The sequence below is a fragment of the Magnetospirillum moscoviense genome, from assembly GCF_001650635.1.
In the GTDB taxonomy this organism is placed as follows: domain Bacteria; phylum Pseudomonadota; class Alphaproteobacteria; order Rhodospirillales; family Magnetospirillaceae; genus Magnetospirillum; species Magnetospirillum moscoviense.
In genome coordinates this window covers 20733-39657 of the sequence record NZ_LWQU01000141.1, presented here as the reverse complement: position 1 = coordinate 39657, position 18925 = coordinate 20733, and the positions used below count along the sequence as shown (strand labels likewise).

Sequence of the window (18925 nt, the reverse complement as noted above, 5' to 3'; positions counted from 1 at the left end):
CAAGGCACCCGCTGATGCGGATGTCCCTTCGCTTCATCCTTCCCTTGCTTCTGGTTTTGGGCGCCATCGCCTGGTCCGGCGCCCCGCTGGTCGGCAGCCTGATCGAACGATGGTTTCGCGCCGACGTCGAGATGCGCTCGGAGCTGGTGTTCAACTCGATCCGCGACACCGTCGTCGAATTGGCCACCGCGCCCGGCGATCGCAAGGCGCAGCGCCGGATCGACGAATTGTTCAAGACCATTGCCCAGGACGAGCGATTGCTGGCGGTCGGACTGTGCTCGCCCGACGGGAAGCTGACCAACCAGTCGCCGGCCTGGCCGAAAAGGCTGGCCTGCCCGAAGGTGACGCCGGCTCCGCATGCCTTCGTCGTCGAGGCGATCGAGACCGGCCCGATCCTGGTCGCCACCTTCTCGCTGGCCGCCAATGACAGCCTCTCGCCGCGATTGGTGATCCTGCACGATTTGAAGTTCATCGAACGGCGCAGTTCCAGCGCCGAGGGCTATCTGGCCGCCGCCTTGGGCTTGCTGGCCCTGAGCGCCGCGACAGTGACAGTCCTGGTCGCGCGCATCACGCTGCAGGGCTGGGTCAGGGCGGTCAAGCAGGGATTGACGCCACCGGCGGCCGACGGGGCAAACGACCAACCTGTGCCGCCCGAGGTCGCCCCCCTGATCAGCAATATCCGCAAGATCTTGCGCGACATGGATGCTCCGCGCGGCCTGGGCGAGGCGATCAAGGTCGATTGGGGGCCGGAAAGCTTGCGCACCTTGCTGCGCAGCGAACTTCCCAACGCCGAAATCCTGGTGGTGTCCAATCGCGAACCCTACATCCACAACGACGATGACGGCCAGATCGCCCTGCAACGCCCGGCCAGCGGCCTGGTCACTGCGCTGGAACCGATCATGCGGGCGTGCGGCGGCACCTGGGTCGCCCATGGCAGCGGATCGGCCGACCGCCTGACCGTCGATGAGAACGATCACATCCAGGTGCCGCCGGAAGCACCGACCTATACCTTGCGACGAATCTGGCTCAGCGAGGAAGAGCAGGACGGCTATTATTTCGGACTGGCCAACGAAGGCCTGTGGCCGCTGTGCCATATCGCCTTCGTCCGCCCGGTGTTCCGCTCGTCGGACTGGGAGCATTACGTCGCGGTCAACCGGAAATTCGCCGACGCGGTGGTGGCGGAATGCAAGACCACCAACCCGACCGTCCTGATCCAGGACTATCATTTCGCCCTGCTGCCCGCGATGATCCGCGAGAAACTGCCCGACGCGACCATCATCACCTTTTGGCACATTCCGTGGCCCAACCCCGAGGTCTTCAGCATCTGCCCGTGGAAAGAGGAACTGCTATCGGGCCTGCTGGGCAGTTCGATCCTGGGATTTCACACCCAGTTCCATTGCCTGAACTTCCTGGAATCCGTCGATCGCTTCCTGGAATGCCACATCGACCGCGAGCGCAGCAACGTCCGGGCCGGCAACGCGACCACCCTGGTCCGCCCCTATCCGATCTCCATCGAATGGCCGCCGCTCGCCCTGGCAGGCCAGCCGCCGGTCCCCGAGTGCCGCAAGCGGATTCTCGAGCGCTACGGACTGAAACCCTCGGTCCGCTTGGCGGTCGGCGTCGAGAGATTCGACTACACCAAGGGCATCGCCGACCGGTTCCGCGCGGTCGGCAGCCTGCTGGAGCGCCACCCGGAATGGATCGAACGATTCACCCTGGTCCAGGTCGCCGCCCCGACCCGCAGCAGATTGGAGGCCTATCGCGACACCCAGGTCGAAGCGCAAAATCAGGCCGATGCCATCAACAACCGATTTGGCACCGACAACTGGAAACCCATCATTCTGGTTCCCACCCACCACGAACCGGACGAGGTCTTCACCTTGTTTCGCGCCGCCGACATCTGCCTGGTGTCCAGTCTGCACGACGGCATGAATCTGGTCGCCAAGGAATTCGTCGCGGCACGCGACGACGAAGACGGCGTCTTGATCCTGTCGACCTTCGCCGGCGCCTCACGCGAACTGCACGAGGCCCTGATCGTCAATCCCTATGACATTCAAGCCATGGGTGAGGCACTTGCCGATGGGCTGTCGATGCCCGCCGAGCAGCGCCGCGACCGCATGCGCCTGATGCGCGAGATCGTCGGCGAGCACAATATCTATTTCTGGGCCGGGCGCATGCTGCTGGACGCCTCGCGCATCCGCAAACGGAGCAATCTGGAACGCCAGATCGCCATCGCCACCACCCCCGGCAAGCCGCGCCAGCCATGACCGAGCCGATCCCGGTCATCGACGGCGCTTCCTGGGCCTTGTTTCTGGACATCGACGGCACCTTGCTGGATTTGGCGCCGGCACCGGAGCTGGTCAGCGTGCCGGCGGGCCTTGCGGCATTGCTGACGCGGTTGTCGGATCGCTTCGGCGGCGCGCTGGCGCTGGTCAGCGGCCGCACCCTGGACAGCATCGATCGATTGTTCCCCGGCGGATTCGATGCCGTCGGCTGCCACGGAGTCCAATGGCGCCTGGCCGGTCACCAATCGAACGATGGACGCCCCGTCCCCGTCCCCGTCACCACCCGGTTGACGACCCTGGTCGCCCAACGCCCCGGTCTGGCCCTGGAACATAAGGGCGTGGCTTTGGCCGTTCACTACCGCGGCGCCCCAGAATTGGCCGACGAGCTGCGCGCGACGGCGGCAGCCGCGATCATCGGGGCAAGCCCGCCCCTGCGGCTGCAGGACGGCAAGGCGGTGGTCGAGATCGTGCCTGCCGGCTTCACCAAAGGCCGCGCCATCAAGGATTTCATGAGACGACACCCCTATCTGGGCCGTCGCCCGATTTTCGTCGGAGACGATTCCACCGATGAAAGCGGCTTCGCGGCCGTCAACGATCTGGGCGGCGTGTCGATCCATGTCGGCGACAGCGCCGACACGCTGGCAGGATTCCGGGTTTCGTCGCCCACGGCGCTGCGGCGCTGGCTCGCGACCCAGGACAAGGAGGGTCAAGTATGAGCAACCTGGAACTGGGCGTCATCGGAAACTGCAACATCGCCGCCCTGATCGACGCCCATGCGACCTTGGTGTGGGGATGCTTCCCGCGCATGGACGGCGACGCGGTGTTCCACGGCTTGCTGAACACCGATTCCCAAGGAAGACCGCCGCCGGACCGGGCCGGGGAATTCTCGATCCAACTGGTCGACCAGCTCCATGGTGAGCAGGCCTATGTTCCCAACACCGCGATCCTGCGGACCACGCTTTACGACCATCACGGCGGCATCGTCGAGATCACCGATTTCGCGCCTCGCTTCGCCCTTTACGAGCGGATCTACCGCCCGCCGATGATCGTGCGCCGCATCCAGCCGGTAAAGGGGCGCCCGCGCATCCTGATCCGCCTGTCGCCCCGCTTCGAGAACGGCGCGCTGGTCCCGGAAATCACCCGTGGCAGCAATCATATCCGCTACGTGTCGCCGGCCCAGACCTTGCGGCTGACCACCAACGCGCCGGTATCCTATGTCCTCGAGGGGCGCTCGTTCGTCCTTGAACGCCCCATCGACCTTCTGCTGGGCGGCGACGAAAGCCTGCAGGCCGGCATCGAGGCGACGGCGCGCGACCTGTTCGAACACACCCAGGACCATTGGCGCAGCTGGGTGCGGGCCTTGTCGATCCCGTTCGAATGGCAAGACGCGGTGATCCGCGCAGCCATCACCCTCAAGCTGTGCAATTTCGAGGAAACCGGGGCGATCGTCGCCGCCTTGACCACATCGATCCCCGAAGCCCAGAACACCGAGCGCAATTGGGATTATCGGTTCTGCTGGCTGCGCGACGCCTATTTCGTCATTCACGCCCTGAACCGGCTGGGCGTCACCCGTACCATGGAGGATTACCTCCGCTTCATCACCGACATCGTCGAGGACGCCACCGAGGGGGAACTGCGCCCGGTCTACGGCATCACCCGTGACACGGCGATCGACGAGGTGGCGTTGGATCACCTTTCGGGCTATCGCGGGCACCGGCCCGTCCGGGTCGGCAATCAGGCCCATATCCAAGTTCAGAACGACGTCTACGGCAGCGTGGTGCTGGCATCGACCCACGCCTTCTTCGATCGCCGCCTGACCCATCCGGCGGGCGAGGCCTTGTTCGAGCAACTGGAACGCCTGGGCAATCGAGCCATCGCGGTGTTCGACAAGCCCGATGCCGGCCCGTGGGAATTGCGCAGCATCGAATCGGTCCATACCTTCTCGGCCGTGATGTGCTGGGCGGCCTGCGATCGTCTGGCCAAGATCGCCCGTCATATCGGCCTGGCCGACCGCTCGGCCTTTTGGCGGCGCGAGGCCAATCGCCTCCACGCTATCATCTGCGAGCGCGCGTGGAACGAAGCGATGGGGTGCTTCGTCTCGAGCTTCGACGGCCAGGACCTCGACGCCACGTTGCTGCTGCTGCACGAGGTGGACTTCCTCGACGCCTCGGACCCGCGGTTCGCCGCCACCGTCACCCAGGTCGGCCGCCACCTGCGGACCGGCGACTTCCTGTTCCGCTATGTCGCCAAGGACGATTTCGGCACGCCCAAGACCGCCTTCATCATCTGCATCTTCTGGTACATCGACGCGCTGGCGGCGATCGGGCGCCAAGACGAGGCCCGCACCCTGTTCGAGACCGTGCTGGAACGGCGCAACAACCTGGGTCTGTTGCCCGAGGACATCGACCCGGCAACGGGCGAGCTGTGGGGAAACTTCCCCCAGACCTATTCCATGGTCGGCCTGATCAATTCGGCCATGCGACTGTCCCGTCACTGGGAGGACGCCTTCTAACCCCCCTTTTCGCTAGGGGTGGCTAACCAACCGAAGCCGCGCTACAATCGTGCCGAACCAAGTTGATGGAACCGCATTCATGTCCAAGCCCACCAAGAATGATCGCCGTTTTGACGACCGTCATGTCGGGACCGGCCTTGTCACCCGCTTCGAGGGGCATGAATTCGAGGTGCTCGACATCTCCATCGGCGGCATGAAGGTCCCCGTGCCGGCCGGCACCCGCGTGTGGAAAGGACTGGAAGTCGATTTCGAACTGGATTCGACCAATTGGCCCGACATGCGCTCCGCTAAGGGCAAGGCCGAAATCCGCGCAGTGGTCGGCGATTGGATGGCGCTGCAATTCGTCCGCCCGTCCTATGACCTGATGAAGATGGTCAGTCGTCACGTCGCGACGCTGATCTGGGGCTCGGACAAGCCCTACGGGTACTAAAGCTGCAAGCGGCTTATATCTTTGGCCTAAGCCTGCCAGGCCGACCCGGCGGATTTCCGCGCTTTTAGCACGGTCGCCTTCCCCCTCCGCACATATACAAATCGTTCACATTCGCCGTCACACGGCGACACATCGAGTCGCAACTCGCGGGTGGAAGCTGGTGCGCACATGCGCACAATAGCACCATGTCTAGTGTTCAATTTTGGGGGTTCCCGATGTCCATCGCCCTGGCCGAAATCCGCTCCGCACAGGCCCCGACTCTCCGTTATCGCGTCAGCGATCCGTTCGTGGCCGACGTTATCGCCGCCGTGGCCGCCGAATTCGGACTGTCCGAGCGGGAGATGATGGTTCATTCGCGCGATCACCGCCTGTGGAAGCCGCGAATGGCCGCCATGTACTATTGCCGCCTGCTGACCTCGTGCTCGCTGCCCGAACTGGGCCGTGTGTTCGGCGGCCGCAGCCACACCACGGTTTTGCGCGCCTTCCGCCGCTGCCGCGAGATGATCGACGCCGACGAAAGCTGGGCCGGCCGTATGGATCGCCTGCTGGTCAAGTTGGTTGAAAAGATCGTCGCGCCGCGCCTGTAAGGTTACTTGCCGTTTGACCTTGGGGCGGCGCGATGCTTCCCTAGAGGTGCTCGGATGTGGCTAGAGGGTTTGGGATGGCTCGCATTGCGATTGTCGAGGATGAGACCTCGCTGCGGGCGGATGTGGTTGAGTACCTGTCCGCCTGCGGGCACGAAGCATTAGGCTGCGGGGACGGCCGGGAATTGGACGCCGTCCTTGCCGACAAGCCGGTCGACATCGTCATTCTTGACGTCAATTTGCCTGGCGAGGATGGCTTTTCCATCGCCAAGCGTCTGCGCGACCATTCCGATGTCGGCATCATCATGCTGACGGCGCGCAATGTCGGCATCGACCGCGTGGTCGGCCTGGAAATCGGCGCCGACGTCTATCTGGTCAAGCCGGTCGAACTGCGGGAGCTGGAAGCCCAGATCCGCACGCTGTCCCGTCGCCTCAAACTGTTCCCGCCCTGCGCGCCCACGGTGTCGCGCACCGCTTCCCCGTCCCTATCGGGCTGGGCCTACGACGCGGTCGGCTGGACCGTGCTGGCGCCCGACGGACAATCGGTCAAGCTGACCGCCAATGAACGGGTCTTCGTGTCGCTGCTGGTCGAACAGCCGGGCGAGCCGGTGTCGCGCGACGACATCTTCAAGGCGCTGGGCAAGCGCCAATGGGACCCCAGCGACCGCTCGGTCGATTCGATGGTGCGGCGCCTGCGCGCCAAGGCCCAGGATGCTCTGGGCTGCGAATTGCCGATCGAGGCGGTGCACGGCACCGGCTACGCCTTCGCGGCGCCGATCGCGGTGATCTAGCCCCATGGCCCGCGCCGCCCGGCTGATCTTTAGTCAAAAGGGCGACAAGGGCGGAGCGCGCGCCGGGGTCACACCCTGGCCGATCCTGGTGGTCGATGACGATTCCCAGGTCCACGACATGACCCGGGTCCTGCTGCGCGACTATTCCTACGAAGGCCGCGACTTCGAGGTGCTGTCGGCCTTTTCGGCCGCCGAGGCGGCCGAACTGCTGGGCCGGCGCGCGGATATCCCGGTGGTGCTGCTGGACGTGGTGATGGAAACCGGCGATGCCGGCCTGCAATTGGTCCGTCGCATCAGGGGCGATATCGGCAACCGCGACATCCGCATCATCCTGCGCACCGGCCAGCCGGGCGAGGCCCCCGAGCGCGACGTCGTCCTGGCCTATGACATCAACGATTACAAAAGCAAATCCGAGCTGACCGCGCAGAAGCTGTTCACCTCGATCGTCGGCGGCGTTCGCGCTTGGCGCGACATCGTCACCATCGGCCGGCTTAACCGCGAGCTGGTCGAATTGAACGCCCAACTCGAGACCAAGGTTCAAGAGCGCACCGCCGAGTTGGAGGCCCGCACCGCCGAACTGGGCCGCGCGCGCGATCGCGCCGAAATGGCCCTCGAGCGCGAGACCGAGGCGCGCGGCCAATTGCGCCAGTTCCTCGGCATGGTCAGCCACGAGTTCCGCACGCCGCTGGCGATCATCGATTCGGCGGCGCAAATGCTGACCATGCGGGCGGAACGCGCCGATACCGGGATGCTGCCACGCCTCAAGACCATCCGCGAGGCCGTCGGCCGGCTGATCGACCTGATCACCACCTGCCTGGCCGACGAACAATTGGAAAGCGGCCGGATCGTCATGCAGGAACAGGCGTTCGAATTGGCGCCGATCCTGCTGGCCGCTGTCGATCATCACCGCGCCGCCTCGCCCGGCCGCCTCATCGAACTGGAAGCCGAGATGGCCGCCCCGGTCTGGGGCGATCCCGGGCTGATCGCGTTGGTGATCAACAACCTGCTCGCCAACGCGCTGAAATACTCGACCGAAGGCGCGGTCCGGATCAGCGCGACACCGGAACATAGCGGCGCGTCGGTGTCGGTTCAGGACAGCGGCATCGGCATCCCGGCCGACGACGTGCCGAAGATCTTCGACCGCTTCTTCCGCGCCTCGAACACCCAGACCATGCCGGGGTCGGGCATCGGCCTGCACATGGTCCGCCAGATCATGGACCTGCACGGCGGCAGCCTTTCGGTCGATAGCAGCCTGGGCGAGGGCAGCACCTTCACCATCTGGCTGCGGATGCCGCCGCGCGGGAAAGGTGCAGGCGGCAGCCGTGGCAAGGATGACATCGGCGTCGATCCACGCTAGGCTGTGGGGCGGGGTTAGATCGTGACCAAGGGGGTCGGGGTGTCGGCGATGCTGGCGAGAGACTATCGCGAATTCAAATCGATCCTTGATACCCGGGGAGTGATCTTCTCGTTCTCGGGCTATCTGTCCGAGGGGATTCTTTATTCCCTGGGCGACGCGCTGCGCCACAAGATGGCGCTGGAGGACACCGACCTGACCACCGTCAAGAAGGTGTTCTCGGTGTTCATCGAGCAGGCGCAGAACATCATCCGCTATTCCGCCGAGAAGGTTCAGGGCAACCTCGGCAAGGCCATCGAGTTGTCGTCGGGCATGGTCACCATCGGCACCGACGGCGACAAATTCTTCATCGTCTGCGCCAACACCATGTTGAACGAGGATGTCCCGAAGCTGAAGGCGCGCCTCGAGCAACTGGCCGGCATGGATAAGGACGCCATCAAGGCCTATTACAAGGAACAACTGCGTGAGCCGCCGGAGGAAAACAGCCGGGGCGCCACCATCGGCCTGATCGAGATCGCCAGGCGTGCCAGCGAACCGATCCAGTTCGATTTCGACCCGGTCGGCGACAAGCAGCAATTCTTCTGCCTCAAAGTGTCCATCTGAGGAAAACCATGGATCATCTCAAGATTGCGGCGACCGATCGCTCGCCGGATGTCGATTTCGACTTCGAGGCAGGTGTGTTCTCGCTGAAGGGCGAATCCTATCCCGAGGATGCCTCGACCGTGTTCGGCCCGATCTTCGCCGCCCTCGACCGGTTCTTTTCCAGCGCCGACATCCGTGAACTGCGCTTCGATTTCGACCTGATCTACTTCAACAGTTCCAGCGCCAAGGCGTTGATGAACATGTTCCAGATGATGGAAAACGCGGCGGGTCGCGGCACCAAGGTGGTGGTCAACTGGCACTATGCCGCCGACGACGAGACCATGAAGGAATTCGGCGAGGACTTCTCGGAAGACCTGGAAAACGTCACCTTCAACCTGGTGCCCTCGTCCTCGGCCGCTTGATGAGCAGCGGCGATTCCGAATCCGGCGGTGGCTTCAACCTTTTCGATGCCGAAGAGCGGGTGCTGGCCGCCGCCGCCCGGCTGCAACGGCGCCTGACCAACGCCGACCCCGACACCCGCCAGGGAGTCGAGGCGCTGACCGAGGCCTATTCCCGTTCGGTGCGCGAACAACGCCGCCTGGTCAAGGTCAGCGACCGCCTGCAGAACCAGTTGGCCAACCTGAACCAGGAACTGGGCAAGCGCCGCGCCGAGGCGGAAGAGGCGCTGGCCCAGTTGAAGGAAACCCAGGAAACCCTGGTCCAGGCCGAAAAGCTGGCGTCGCTGGGTGCCTTGGTCGGCGGCGTCGCCCACGAGATCAACACGCCGGTCGGCATCGCGCTGTCCTGCGCCTCGCACCTCGCGGATTCCACCAAACGCCTGGCCGCCCTGTTCGAGGCCGACGACATTGGAGTCGAGGATTTCCAGGCCTATCTGGCCACCGCCACCGACACCGCCCGCCTGATTCAGGCCAATTGCGAGCGGGCGGCGGCATTGATCGGCAGCTTCAAGCAGGTGGCGGTCGATCGCACCAGCTCGGAACGGCGCAATTTCGAACTGGCCGGCTATATCGCCGAGACCCTGTCGAGCCTGAGCCCGAAACTGCGCCAGAACGGCCACAAGGTGGTGATCGACTGCCCCGCCGGGATCGAGATGGACGGCTATCCCGGCGCGCTCAGCCAGGTTCTGACCAACCTGGTCCTGAATTCCGCCACCCACGGCTATGACCTTGGTCAGTCCGGCACGCTGCGCATCGCGGTGGAACAACCGGCGCCCGACCAGATTCGCCTGGTCTATTCCGACGACGGCAAGGGCATCCCGGAAGAATACCGAAACCGGGTGTTCGACCCGTTCTTCACCACCCGGCGCGGCCAGGGCGGCACCGGCCTGGGTCTGCACATTCTCTATAATCTGGTCACCGGCCCGATGCAGGGCACCGTCGCGATGGAAAGCGAATCGGGCGGCGGCACGCGCTTCGTCCTGACCTTCCCCCGGCTGATCGCCGACAAAAGCTAATCTTCATCCTTGCGGGGGCGGAAGATTCCCGGCGGCAGCTTGGTCTTCATGTCGCACAAAGCCTTCTCGACCTGGGACTGCTTCAGGTTCTCGACCTTGGACAGATCGGCCTCGCACAGGTCGGCGCTGATCAGGGTGACGCCGCCGAAATCGGCGCCTTCCAGCTTCGATCCCGCCAACCTGGCTCCGGACAGGTCGGCGCCGCGCAGGTTGGCGCCTTCCAGGTTGGCGAGGCGCAGATCGGCATGGCGCAGTTGGGCGACGCCCAGCTCGGCCCGGGCCAGATTGGCCGCGCCCATCACCGCATAACGGAAGTCGGCGCCGTCCAGGCGGCTTTCCACCAGATGGGCGTCGGACAGATCGACCTCGCGGAAGGTGGCATTGGCCAGAATCGCCCCAGACAGGTCGGCTCCGGCCAGATCCATGCCCTGGAAGGTGGCGCGCTTGCCCTCGCCCCCCTTCGACGTCAGCCACAAACCATGCTCGGCGACGATGGCATCGACGTTCAGGGCGGCGACATCCTTGCCGGTGCGGGTTTCGTGGCCGGCTTCCTCAAGCAATTCCTTCCACTTGGCCTTGGCGTCCTCGGCCCGCTTCTTGGCCGCCTGATCGCGGGCATCCTGGCGCAAGTCGATGGCCTGGTCGCGCTTGGCCGGCGCCGGGCCGTCATCCTCGATCAGCTTGCCGCCCGACGCCTTGGGGGCGACCACGGCGAAATCGTCGAAATCCAGCTTGCCGCCAGACTTGACCGACGCAGCCGGCCGGTCATCGACCAGCAGGCCACCACCGCCCGCCCCCTTGGCGGCCGGCAGGTCGGCGCCGCCATAGGTCCCGCCGCCGGGTCGCACCGGAGCAGAGGAACCGCCGCCCATCGACCCGCCCCCGATCGAGCCTGTCCCATGGCCGCCGGTCATCGTGCCACCGGGGGCCTTGCCCGAGACCACCGGGCTTTGCCCCAGCTTTGCCGTCAGCGCCGCCAGTTCGCGCTTCAAGGCGTCGCCATCGGCCGGAGCCGCGGCGGCTGTCGCGGGCGTCGGCGCGGCGGCCTCGACCTTGACCGGGGTCGGCGGCACTTTCTCCAGCACGATGGGGGCGCGGGGTTTGATTTCGGCCGGAGCCGGCAGGCGCTTCGGCGTCTTCAGGGTCTGCGACACCCGGTGCGCCAGTTCATGGCCCGAAACCCGTTTGGGCACCGCGCCTTCGATGCCGGCCTTGAGCGCCGGGTGCATCAACGCTTTGTCATCGGACCGCGCCACCACCAGCACCGGAATTTCCGCGTCGGCGCCGCGCACCCGCTCCAGGCAGGCGAAGCCGGCCGTGGGGTCGGTTTCCAGGTCGATCAGGGCGATGTCGGGCGATTGGCCCATGAAGGTCTGGGCATCGGCGGCGACGCTGGTGGACAAGACATCGCGGACATTGAGCTTGCGAAAGGTCTGGCGCACCAGGAATCGAAAGGCATCGTCGGCGCTGAACAGCAGCAGCCGCACGGATTTCCAGTCGATGTCGCCCGAATGCAGGGTCGGTGGATGGCGCATGCGCCGCAGCATAAGCAGCCATGCACATAAGAGCAATCTTTCCCGACTTAAGCACAGATCGAGCGGTTGCGCCTCGGCCGATCGCCCCTCATGTTAGGAGACGATGAGACGACGCGACCCCTCGAATTACTGGCGCAACCCGCAAACCGGGTCCCGCAACGACTGGCAGACCCTGCGCACGCTGGCCCCCTATCTGTGGCCGGCCGAGCAGCCGATGCTGCGGCTTCGGGTGGTGATCGCCGTGATCTTCCTGGCCTTGGCCAAGCTGATCACCGTCGGCGTGCCCTTGATCTACAAGCAAGCCATCGACGCGCTCGGCCAACCGATGATCGCCGTGCCGCTGGGGCTGCTGGTGGCTTACGGCGCGGCGCGCACCCTGGCCGGCCTGTTCGCCGAAGCGCGCGACATCGCCTTCGCCCGCGTCGGCCAGGCGGCGATCCGCGCGGTCGGCCTGAAGGTGTTCCGCCACCTGCACCGACTGGCGCTGCGCTTCCATCTCGACCGCCAGACCGGCGGCGTGTCGCGCGCCATCGAGCGCGGCACCAAGGGCATCGAGTTCCTGCTGAATTTCATGCTGTTCAACATCCTGCCGACGCTTCTGGAAATCGGCCTGGTGACCATCGTGCTGTGGCAGATGTACGACGCCCGCTTCGCGCTGGTCACCTTCGGCACCATCGCCCTTTACATCACCTACACCCTGACCGTCACCGAATGGCGCACCAAGTTCCGCCGCGCTATGAACGAGACCGATTCCGAGGCCAGCACCAAGGCCATCGATTCGCTGTTGAACTTCGAGACGGTCAAATATTTCTGCAACGAGGCGCACGAGGCCGAACGCTACGACCGCGCCCTGGGCCGCTACGAGGCGGCGGCGGTCAAAAGCAAGGTCACCCTGGCCCTTTTGAACATGGGCCAGGGCGCCATCATCGCCCTGGGGCTGACCGTGGTGATGATCATGGCGGCCCAGGGGGTGGCCGACGGCAGCATGACCATGGGCGACTTCGTGCTGGTCAATGCCTATCTGGTCCAGCTGTACCTGCCCCTGAACTTCCTGGGCTTCGTCTATCGCGAGATCAAGCAGTCGCTGACCGACATGGAGGCGATGTTCCGCCTGCTGGAACAGAACGCCGAGATCAGGGACGAGGACGGCGCCGCCGATCTGAAGGTGAATGGCGGCGAGGTCCGGTTCCAGGCGGTGTCGTTCGGCTATGACCCCGAGCGGCGCATCCTCGACAATGTCGATTTCACCGTGCCGGCCGGGCGCACCGTGGCCATCGTCGGCCCGTCGGGAGCCGGCAAAAGCACCATTTCCCGTCTGCTGTTCCGCTTCTACGATGTGACGGGGGGCTGGATCACCATCGACGGCCAGGACATCCGCCAGGTGACGCAATCCTCGTTGCGCGCCGCCATCGGCATCGTGCCGCAGGACACCGTGCTGTTCAACGACACCATCCGCTACAACATCGCCTATGGCAAACCGGGCGCCACCCAGGATGAAATCGAGGCTGCCGCCCGCCTGGCCCGCATCCATGATTTCGTCGTCACCCTGCCAGCCGGCTATGACACCCGGGTCGGCGAGCGCGGCCTGAAATTGTCGGGCGGCGAGAAGCAGCGCGTCGCCATCGCGCGGACCATCTTGAAGCGCCCGGCGATCTTGCTGTTCGACGAGGCGACCAGTGCGCTGGACACCCACACCGAAAAGGAAATCCAGGCCTCCTTGCGCGAGGTGTCGAAGGACCGCACCACCCTGGTCATCGCCCACCGGCTATCAACGGTGGTCGATTCCGACGAAATCATCGTGCTGGACAAGGGCCGCATCGTCGAACGGGGCCGCCACCCCGACCTGCTGGCGGCCGACGGCGCCTACGCCGCCATGTGGCGCAAGCAGCAAGAGGCGGCCGCGTTGCGCGACCGCCTGGAAACAGAACTGGTGGAATAATTCCCCGTTAGGCGGTTTTGATGCCGGCGCAGACGCGGTGGATGAAGCCGTCGATGTCGTCATTCATCGACACCGTGCGCCCGGCCATCTCGCCCGCCGCCATCAGCACCTGATCGGCCGCCTCGGTGGCGGTGCCGGCGACTTCCGACACTTCGGAAATGGTCACCGCGACGGTCTGGACGCCGGCCGCCACGGTGCGGATGGCCCGGCTGATCTCGGCGATCGCCGCCGATTGCTGTTCGGTGGCGGTGGCGATACCGGTGGAATTGTCGTTGATTTCGCGAATGCGTCCGGCGATGCCCCGCACCGCATCGACCGCCGCCGCGGTGGCCTCGCGCATGCCGTTGATCTGCGTCGAGATCTCGTCGGTGGCCCTGGCGGTCTGGTTGGCCAGATGCTTGACCTCGTTGGCGACAACCGCGAAGCCCTTGCCGGCCTCGCCCGCGCGGGCGGCTTCAATCGTGGCGTTCAGGGCCAGCAGGTTGGTCTGACTGGCGATCTGGGTGATCAAGTTGACGACGTCACCGATCTTGCGGGTGGCATCCAGCAGGCCCTGGATCACCGTGTCGGCCTGACCAGCGACCCGCACGGTTTCCCGGGCCATGTCGGCCGATGTCTGGATGCGGGCGGCGACCTCGCGGATGCCCGACGACACCTGCTCGGCTGCCGAGGCCACCGATTCGACGCTAGCCGAGGCATCCTCGGCGGCACGCGCCACCGTCGCCGACTGGCTGCTGGTCTGGCTGGCGATGTGGCTCATCTGCTGTGCCGTCGCCTCCAGTTCGGTGGCGGTGGCGGCCACCGCCTGGCTCATCTTCTTGATCGAAGCTCCCACCGCGTTGGCCTCGGTGGCGAAATCCTTCGACTTGTCTTCCATGCTGGTCAAAGCCGAATTGATCAGACGGGCATGGCCGGCGAACTCGCCCACCAGGCCTTCCAGCAGGATGTGCCGGAAATAGCGGCCCTGGGCGGTCATGGCCATGGCGGCGTCGGCCTCCTTGGTGAAGGCCTCGGTCAGGTCCAGCAGGCGGTTGACGGCATGGTCCAATTCACCCAGCACGCCGGCCTCGCGGATGCCGATGACCCGCACGTCCAGCCGGCCGACAGCGGCCTGTTCCAACACCATGGCGGTGCGGTGAACCGACTGGCGGGTCTTCAGGACCGACATCAGGGCGAAACCGGCCGCCAGGGTGGTGATGGCCCCCAAGGCCGCGGACAGTTGGTCGCCGTGCGACAGTTCCAGGATGACCACCATCAGTCCGGCCAGGGCGGCCAAGGCGGCCGCCTGCCAGGCCTTAGAGAGCGAAGACGAATTCATCGTAAGGCACTCCCAGTCCTTCGAGCTTGGATAGCATCGCTGAAAACGAAGCCTGAAGACCGGCCTTGCGGTCGGAATGGCCGTTTTCAATGGCGCGCAATTCGGCATAAAGCGCCGCGGCCTTGGCCACCGCCTCGGGGCGCGGGGTGCGGCGGTTGGAATGGAAACTGACGATCTTGCCGGCGGCATCGAAGGTCGGCGTTACGTGGGCCAGCACCCAGTAATGGTCGCCGTTCTTGGACCGGTTGACCACATAGGCGAAAATCTCGGCCCCGGTGTTGATGGTGTCCCACAGCAGCTTGAAGACGCACCGGGGCATCTCGGGATGACGGATGATGCTGTGCGGCTTGCCCAGGATCTCGGCTTCGGTGAAGCCGGCCATGCGCAGGAACACTTCGTTCGCATAGATGATGCGGCCGGTGGTGTCGGTCTTGCTGACGATGATTTCGTCGGGTCTGAAAGTCTTCTCGACGCCGGTCAGATGCACGTTTGCCATGTCCCCCCCCCCCAAACGGAACGGCTAGCGCTGGGCCTAGCCGTGGTCTTACCACGACAGCCAAACTAATGACCGTAAAGAATTAAAACAAGATTAATTCGCGTTCACATTCATACCCAGGGAACAAGGTTCAACCTGTGCTTTATAAGCCACCAGCGCAGATAGGGAAGCGAAGTATAATATGAGAACTTTACATGATTTCTAAAATCATGCTGCGCGTATTGATCGCATGATCCGCAGCGATAGGCGGCTCTTGCCAGCAAGACCGCAATCGGTCATGACACTGGCCATGAATTATCGCCACGCCTACCACGCCGGAAACTTCGCCGACGTCCACAAGCACGCCACCCTGGGGTTGATGATCGAACATCTGACCCGCAAGGAGGCGGCCTTCGCCTATCTCGACACCCATGCCGGCCTGGGCCTTTACGACCTGACCTCGGTCCAGGCGGAGAAGACCGGCGAATGGCAGGCCGGCATCGCCCGGGTGATGGCGGCCCCGAACCCACCCCCCAGCGCGGCCCCGCTGCTGCGGGTGGTGCGCACCCTCAATCCCGACGGGGCCTTGCGGTTCTATCCCGGGTCGCCCGCCGTGGTGGCCGCGCTGTCGCGCCCGCACGACCGGCTGGCCCTGTGCGAGTTGCACCCCGAGGATGCGGCCGATCTGCGCCGACGCTTCGCCGCCGATGCGCGCGTCGGCGTTCATCACCGCGACGGCTATGACGGCATCAAGGCGCTGGTGCCCCCGCCCGAGCGGCGCGGCCTGGTGCTGGTCGACCCGCCGTTCGAGAAGCCGGGCGAGTTCGAGCGCATGCGCGGGGGCCTGGCCCAGGGGCTGAAGCGCTGGTCCACCGGCATCTACGCCCTGTGGTACCCCATCAAGGACCGCGAGCCGGTCGCCCGCTTCCATGCCGATCTTTCGATGATGGGTCTGAAAAGCGCCTTCGCCGCCGAGCTGATGATCAAGCCGGGCGACAACCCGCAGACCTTGAACGGCTGCGGTCTGGTGGTGGTCAACCCGCCGTGGCAATTGGATACGGCGATGGCCGAGCTGTTGCCGTGGCTGGCCGAAGCGCTGGCGCCCGGGATCGGCAGCTGGCGGGTGGAACCGCTTACGTTGCGGTGACGTTGACGCATTCGACCCGCCAGCCCTCGGGCGTCAGGTCCAGACGGGTCAGCGACAGCGGCTGAACGGCGAAGCGCAACGCGATGTCGGGCGGCAGCGACAAAGCGGCGGCCAGGGCGGCGCGCACGGTGCCGGCATGCACCACCGCCAGCACGTCGCGACCGGCCAGCGGCCCCGACAGCCGGACCAGGGCGGCGCCGACACGGTCGCACAAGGCGGCGAAGCTCTCGCCGCCCGGCGGAACCGCGAAGGCCGGCTCGGCCCAGAAGGCCTCGAGGTCGGCATCCTTGGCTGCTTCCAGCTCCATCCAGCTGCGCCCTTGCCAGCGGCCGAAATTCTGTTCCATCAAATCGGGCTCGACCAGCGGCGGCGGCACCACCAGACCGGACGCCTCCAAGGCGCCGGTGGTCTGGCGGCAGCGCATCAGGCCGCTTTCCACCAAGGTCGCCTGCGGCGGCACCCGGGCGGCCAATTGCCGGAAATCATCCTCATCCGAGGTGTCGCAGGCGACGTCCAGCTGACCGTGGATGCGCCCGTGCGGACACGGCACCGGCGCATGGCGGACCAGCCACCAGCGGGTGGTGGCGTTGCTCATGGCCCCGCCCCCGCCCAGATTCCCGCTGCCGCCAGCAGAATGGCGATTTCGGCCAATTGCTGATGGGCGCCCAGGATGTCGCCGGTATAGCCGCCGAAAGCGCGCCGGGCCAGAACGGTGGCGGCCGCCACCGCCAGGCCAGCGGCGGCCACGGCGGCCACGGCGCCGCCGCCCAGCCCGATGAAGGCGAAGATCAGCCCCACCACGCCCGCGACAGCGGCGATGGTGATGTCGGGACAGCCGGCCCCGGCCCCCAGCCCGTCGGCGCGAGCCGGTGGCAACACCTGCATCACCGCCGGCACCAACGCCCGCGACAACGCCCCGGCCGCCACCAGCGCCCCCAACCCGGCCAGCGCGTCGGGCGCCTCGGCCAGGGCGGTGGCGCGTAACCCCACCGAAAAGATCAAGGCCAGCACCCCGAAGGCGCCCGACCGGGAATCGCGCATGACCTCTAGCCGGCGGTCGCGATCACCCCTGGCCCCCAGCCCGTCGGCGGCATCGGCCAGTCCGTCTTCGTGCAGCGCCCCGGTCAGCAGCACCAGCGCCAGCACCGCCAGCAGCGCCGCCGGCAAGGCCGGCAGCCAGGAATCGGCCAGCAGCAGCACCAGCCCACCCAGCCCGCCGATCACGGCGCCGACCACGGGAAACACCCGCATCGACCGCGCCAGCCCACCGGCCGGAACGATCCTGCAATCGGGCAGCGGCAGCCGGGTCAGGAACGAGGCGGCCAAGTGAAGGTCGGCGCCCAGCGTGCGGGCAGAAGAAATGGGTGGTTCAGTCATCGGGCATAGTGACGTTGAAGGATGGATGGTTTATAGAGCAGATCACCGCGCCGCCGCAATATGTTGGGGAGAGTTTTCTTGAATACCTCCATTTCTAGTGTTGCCGATGTCGCGACCCTGCTGAACTCACTGCCCGGTCCCGACGCTGACGCGCGGGCTGCCTGGAGCGCGCGCGAGCCCCAGCTGACCAAGCCGGCCGGCTCGCTGGGCCGGCTGGAGGAAATCTCGGGCTGGCTGTCTGCCTGGCAGGGGCGCCATCCGCCGCGCCTGGACCGGGTCCGCGCCCGGGTGTTCGCCGGCAACCACGGAATCGCCGCGCTGGGGGTCTCGGCCTTTCCGCCGGAAGTGACGGTGCAGATGGTCGCCAATTTCCGCCATGGCGGCGCCGCCATCAATCAATTGTGCAAGACCTTCGGCATCGAGCTGGACGTCATCGCCCTGGAGCTTGACCGCCCCACCGCCGACTTCACCCAGGGCCCGGCGATGGACGAGGCCGAGTTCGCACGCGCCTTCAATACCGGCATGGACTCGGTGCCCGACGACACCGACCTGTTATGCATCGGCGAGATGGGCATCGGCAACACCACCCCGGCCGCCGCCATCCCCGGCGCCCTGTATGGCGGCGAGGCCAGGTTCTGGACCGGGCGCGGCACCGGAATCGAAGGCGCCGGCCTGACCCGCAAGACCGAGGTGGTCGCCGCCGGCATCGAACGCCATCGGCACGAAGCGCCGCTCGCCATCCTGCGCTGCCTGGGCGGACGCGAACTGGCGGCGATGGCCGGCGCCGTTCTGGCTGCCCGCCTGAAGCGGGTACCGGTGCTGCTGGACGGCTATGTCTGCACCGCCGCCGTGGCGCCGCTGGAAGCCCACACCCCCGGGGCGCTGGACCATTGCCTGGTCGCCCATGCCTCGGCCGAGCCCGGCCACCGGCGCGTCCTGGAAAAGCTGGGCAAGGCGCCGCTGCTGGATCTGGGCATGCGCCTGGGCGAGGCGTCGGGCGCCGCCCTGGCGGTCGGCACCGTGCGCGCCGCCCTGGCCTGCCATGTCGGCATGGCCACCTTCGCCGAGGCCGGCGTGGCGGCAGGCGGCTAATCCTGGATTCGAAGGACATGGAGGACTATA

Annotated in this window: 18 protein-coding genes; 13 read left to right on the top strand and 5 right to left on the bottom strand. The window is 65.9% G+C overall.

From position 1 onward, the window contains the following. The first annotated feature begins 14 nt into the window (after positions 1–14). From A6A05_RS11015 to A6A05_RS10970, 10 genes are all read left to right on the top strand, one after another. Positions 15–2267 carry an alpha,alpha-trehalose-phosphate synthase (UDP-forming) gene (locus A6A05_RS11015; protein WP_068500623.1) on the top strand — a complete coding sequence of 751 codons (2253 nt, stop codon included), beginning with the start codon at positions 15–17 and terminating at the stop codon, positions 2265–2267. Then, entirely contained in the window at positions 2264–3001 is a 738-nt protein-coding gene (gene otsB / locus A6A05_RS11010) for a trehalose-phosphatase (protein ID WP_068500621.1), read from the top strand. Before A6A05_RS11015 ends, otsB begins: the two co-directional genes overlap by 4 nt. Next, entirely contained in the window at positions 2998–4797 is a 1800-nt protein-coding gene (locus A6A05_RS11005; protein ID WP_068500618.1) for a glycoside hydrolase family 15 protein, read from the top strand. The genes otsB and A6A05_RS11005 overlap by 4 nt, the downstream gene beginning before the upstream one ends. 79 nt (positions 4798–4876) lie before the next feature. Further along, a complete protein-coding gene (locus tag A6A05_RS11000) occupies positions 4877–5227 on the top strand; it encodes a hypothetical protein (protein WP_068500615.1) in 351 nt (116 codons plus the stop codon). 215 nt (positions 5228–5442) lie between these two features. Beyond that, entirely contained in the window at positions 5443–5814 is a 372-nt protein-coding gene (locus A6A05_RS10995; protein WP_068500611.1) for a helix-turn-helix domain-containing protein, read from the top strand. 74 nt (positions 5815–5888) lie between these two features. Then, positions 5889–6602 (top strand): response regulator transcription factor, encoded by a 714-nt coding sequence (locus A6A05_RS10990; protein WP_068500608.1) that lies wholly within the window; start codon positions 5889–5891, stop codon positions 6600–6602. Between the two features lie 4 nt (positions 6603–6606). After that, positions 6607–7959: a hybrid sensor histidine kinase/response regulator gene (locus tag A6A05_RS20195; RefSeq protein WP_082910879.1), complete on the top strand. Its 1353-nt coding sequence runs from the start codon at positions 6607–6609 to the stop codon at positions 7957–7959. A gap of 21 nt (positions 7960–7980) precedes the next feature. Further along, entirely contained in the window at positions 7981–8559 is a 579-nt protein-coding gene (locus A6A05_RS10980; RefSeq protein ID WP_245644271.1) for a SiaB family protein kinase, read from the top strand. 8 nt (positions 8560–8567) lie between these two features. Beyond that, positions 8568–8960 carry a DUF1987 domain-containing protein gene (locus tag A6A05_RS10975; RefSeq protein ID WP_068500605.1) on the top strand — a complete coding sequence of 131 codons (393 nt, stop codon included), beginning with the start codon at positions 8568–8570 and terminating at the stop codon, positions 8958–8960. Further along, entirely contained in the window at positions 8960–10012 is a 1053-nt protein-coding gene (locus A6A05_RS10970) for a sensor histidine kinase (protein WP_068500598.1), read from the top strand. Before A6A05_RS10975 ends, A6A05_RS10970 begins: the two co-directional genes overlap by 1 nt. On the opposite strand, the gene A6A05_RS10965 is transcribed toward A6A05_RS10970, so the two are convergent. Continuing rightward, positions 10009–11547 carry a pentapeptide repeat-containing protein gene (locus A6A05_RS10965; protein WP_068500956.1) on the bottom strand — a complete coding sequence of 513 codons (1539 nt, stop codon included), beginning with the start codon at positions 11545–11547 and terminating at the stop codon, positions 10009–10011. The two genes, A6A05_RS10970 and A6A05_RS10965, sit on opposite strands and share 4 nt — an antisense overlap. A gap of 103 nt (positions 11548–11650) precedes the next feature. On the opposite strand from A6A05_RS10965, the gene A6A05_RS10960 reads away from it, so the two are divergent. Next, positions 11651–13486, top strand: coding sequence for an ABCB family ABC transporter ATP-binding protein/permease (locus A6A05_RS10960; RefSeq protein WP_068500597.1), 1836 nt, complete (start codon positions 11651–11653; stop codon positions 13484–13486). A 7-nt stretch (positions 13487–13493) separates the two neighbouring features. On the opposite strand, the gene A6A05_RS22120 is transcribed toward A6A05_RS10960, so the two are convergent. After that, positions 13494–14804 carry a methyl-accepting chemotaxis protein gene (locus A6A05_RS22120; RefSeq protein WP_068500594.1) on the bottom strand — a complete coding sequence of 437 codons (1311 nt, stop codon included), beginning with the start codon at positions 14802–14804 and terminating at the stop codon, positions 13494–13496. Then, entirely contained in the window at positions 14782–15300 is a 519-nt protein-coding gene (locus tag A6A05_RS10950) for a PAS domain-containing protein (protein ID WP_068500591.1), read from the bottom strand. Before A6A05_RS10950 ends, A6A05_RS22120 begins: the two co-directional genes overlap by 23 nt. Positions 15301–15577: 277 nt before the next feature. Between A6A05_RS10950 and A6A05_RS10945 the strand changes: the two genes are divergently transcribed. Next, entirely contained in the window at positions 15578–16426 is an 849-nt protein-coding gene (locus tag A6A05_RS10945; protein ID WP_245644270.1) for a 23S rRNA (adenine(2030)-N(6))-methyltransferase RlmJ, read from the top strand. On the opposite strand, the gene A6A05_RS10940 is transcribed toward A6A05_RS10945, so the two are convergent. Both A6A05_RS10940 and cobS read right to left on the bottom strand, forming a co-directional pair. Continuing rightward, positions 16413–17021 carry a histidine phosphatase family protein gene (locus A6A05_RS10940; RefSeq protein ID WP_068500588.1) on the bottom strand — a complete coding sequence of 203 codons (609 nt, stop codon included), beginning with the start codon at positions 17019–17021 and terminating at the stop codon, positions 16413–16415. The two genes, A6A05_RS10945 and A6A05_RS10940, sit on opposite strands and share 14 nt — an antisense overlap. After that, complete coding sequence (gene cobS / locus A6A05_RS10935) at positions 17018–17803, bottom strand: adenosylcobinamide-GDP ribazoletransferase (RefSeq protein WP_068500585.1); 786 nt, start codon at positions 17801–17803, stop codon at positions 17018–17020. The genes A6A05_RS10940 and cobS overlap by 4 nt, the downstream gene beginning before the upstream one ends. Positions 17804–17881: 78 nt before the next feature. Here cobS and cobT point away from each other — a divergent pair, with 78 nt between their 5' ends. Further along, positions 17882–18895, top strand: coding sequence for a nicotinate-nucleotide--dimethylbenzimidazole phosphoribosyltransferase (cobT, locus tag A6A05_RS10930; RefSeq protein WP_245644269.1), 1014 nt, complete (start codon positions 17882–17884; stop codon positions 18893–18895). The last annotated feature ends 30 nt before the right edge of the window (positions 18896–18925 follow it).

Excerpts from the sequence above, each read along its gene's own strand:
- A6A05_RS11015 (WP_068500623.1), top strand. The coding sequence starts at position 15 with ATGCGGATGTCCCTTCGCTTCATCCTTCCCTTGCTTCTGGTTTTGGGC.
- otsB (WP_068500621.1), top strand. The coding sequence starts at position 2,264 with ATGACCGAGCCGATCCCGGTCATCGACGGCGCTTCCTGGGCCTTGTTT.
- A6A05_RS11005 (WP_068500618.1), top strand. The coding sequence starts at position 2,998 with ATGAGCAACCTGGAACTGGGCGTCATCGGAAACTGCAACATCGCCGCC.
- A6A05_RS11000 (WP_068500615.1), top strand. The coding sequence starts at position 4,877 with ATGTCCAAGCCCACCAAGAATGATCGCCGTTTTGACGACCGTCATGTC.
- A6A05_RS10995 (WP_068500611.1), top strand. The coding sequence starts at position 5,443 with ATGTCCATCGCCCTGGCCGAAATCCGCTCCGCACAGGCCCCGACTCTC.
- A6A05_RS10990 (WP_068500608.1), top strand. The coding sequence starts at position 5,889 with ATGGCTCGCATTGCGATTGTCGAGGATGAGACCTCGCTGCGGGCGGAT.
- A6A05_RS20195 (WP_082910879.1), top strand. The coding sequence starts at position 6,607 with ATGGCCCGCGCCGCCCGGCTGATCTTTAGTCAAAAGGGCGACAAGGGC.
- A6A05_RS10975 (WP_068500605.1), top strand. The coding sequence starts at position 8,568 with ATGGATCATCTCAAGATTGCGGCGACCGATCGCTCGCCGGATGTCGAT.
- A6A05_RS10970 (WP_068500598.1), top strand. The coding sequence starts at position 8,960 with ATGAGCAGCGGCGATTCCGAATCCGGCGGTGGCTTCAACCTTTTCGAT.
- A6A05_RS10965 (WP_068500956.1), bottom strand. The coding sequence starts at position 11,547 with ATGCGCCATCCACCGACCCTGCATTCGGGCGACATCGACTGGAAATCC.
- A6A05_RS10960 (WP_068500597.1), top strand. The coding sequence starts at position 11,651 with ATGAGACGACGCGACCCCTCGAATTACTGGCGCAACCCGCAAACCGGG.
- A6A05_RS22120 (WP_068500594.1), bottom strand. The coding sequence starts at position 14,804 with ATGAATTCGTCTTCGCTCTCTAAGGCCTGGCAGGCGGCCGCCTTGGCC.
- A6A05_RS10950 (WP_068500591.1), bottom strand. The coding sequence starts at position 15,300 with ATGGCAAACGTGCATCTGACCGGCGTCGAGAAGACTTTCAGACCCGAC.
- A6A05_RS10945 (WP_245644270.1), top strand. The coding sequence starts at position 15,578 with ATGACACTGGCCATGAATTATCGCCACGCCTACCACGCCGGAAACTTC.
- A6A05_RS10940 (WP_068500588.1), bottom strand. The coding sequence starts at position 17,021 with ATGAGCAACGCCACCACCCGCTGGTGGCTGGTCCGCCATGCGCCGGTG.
- cobS (WP_068500585.1), bottom strand. The coding sequence starts at position 17,803 with ATGACTGAACCACCCATTTCTTCTGCCCGCACGCTGGGCGCCGACCTT.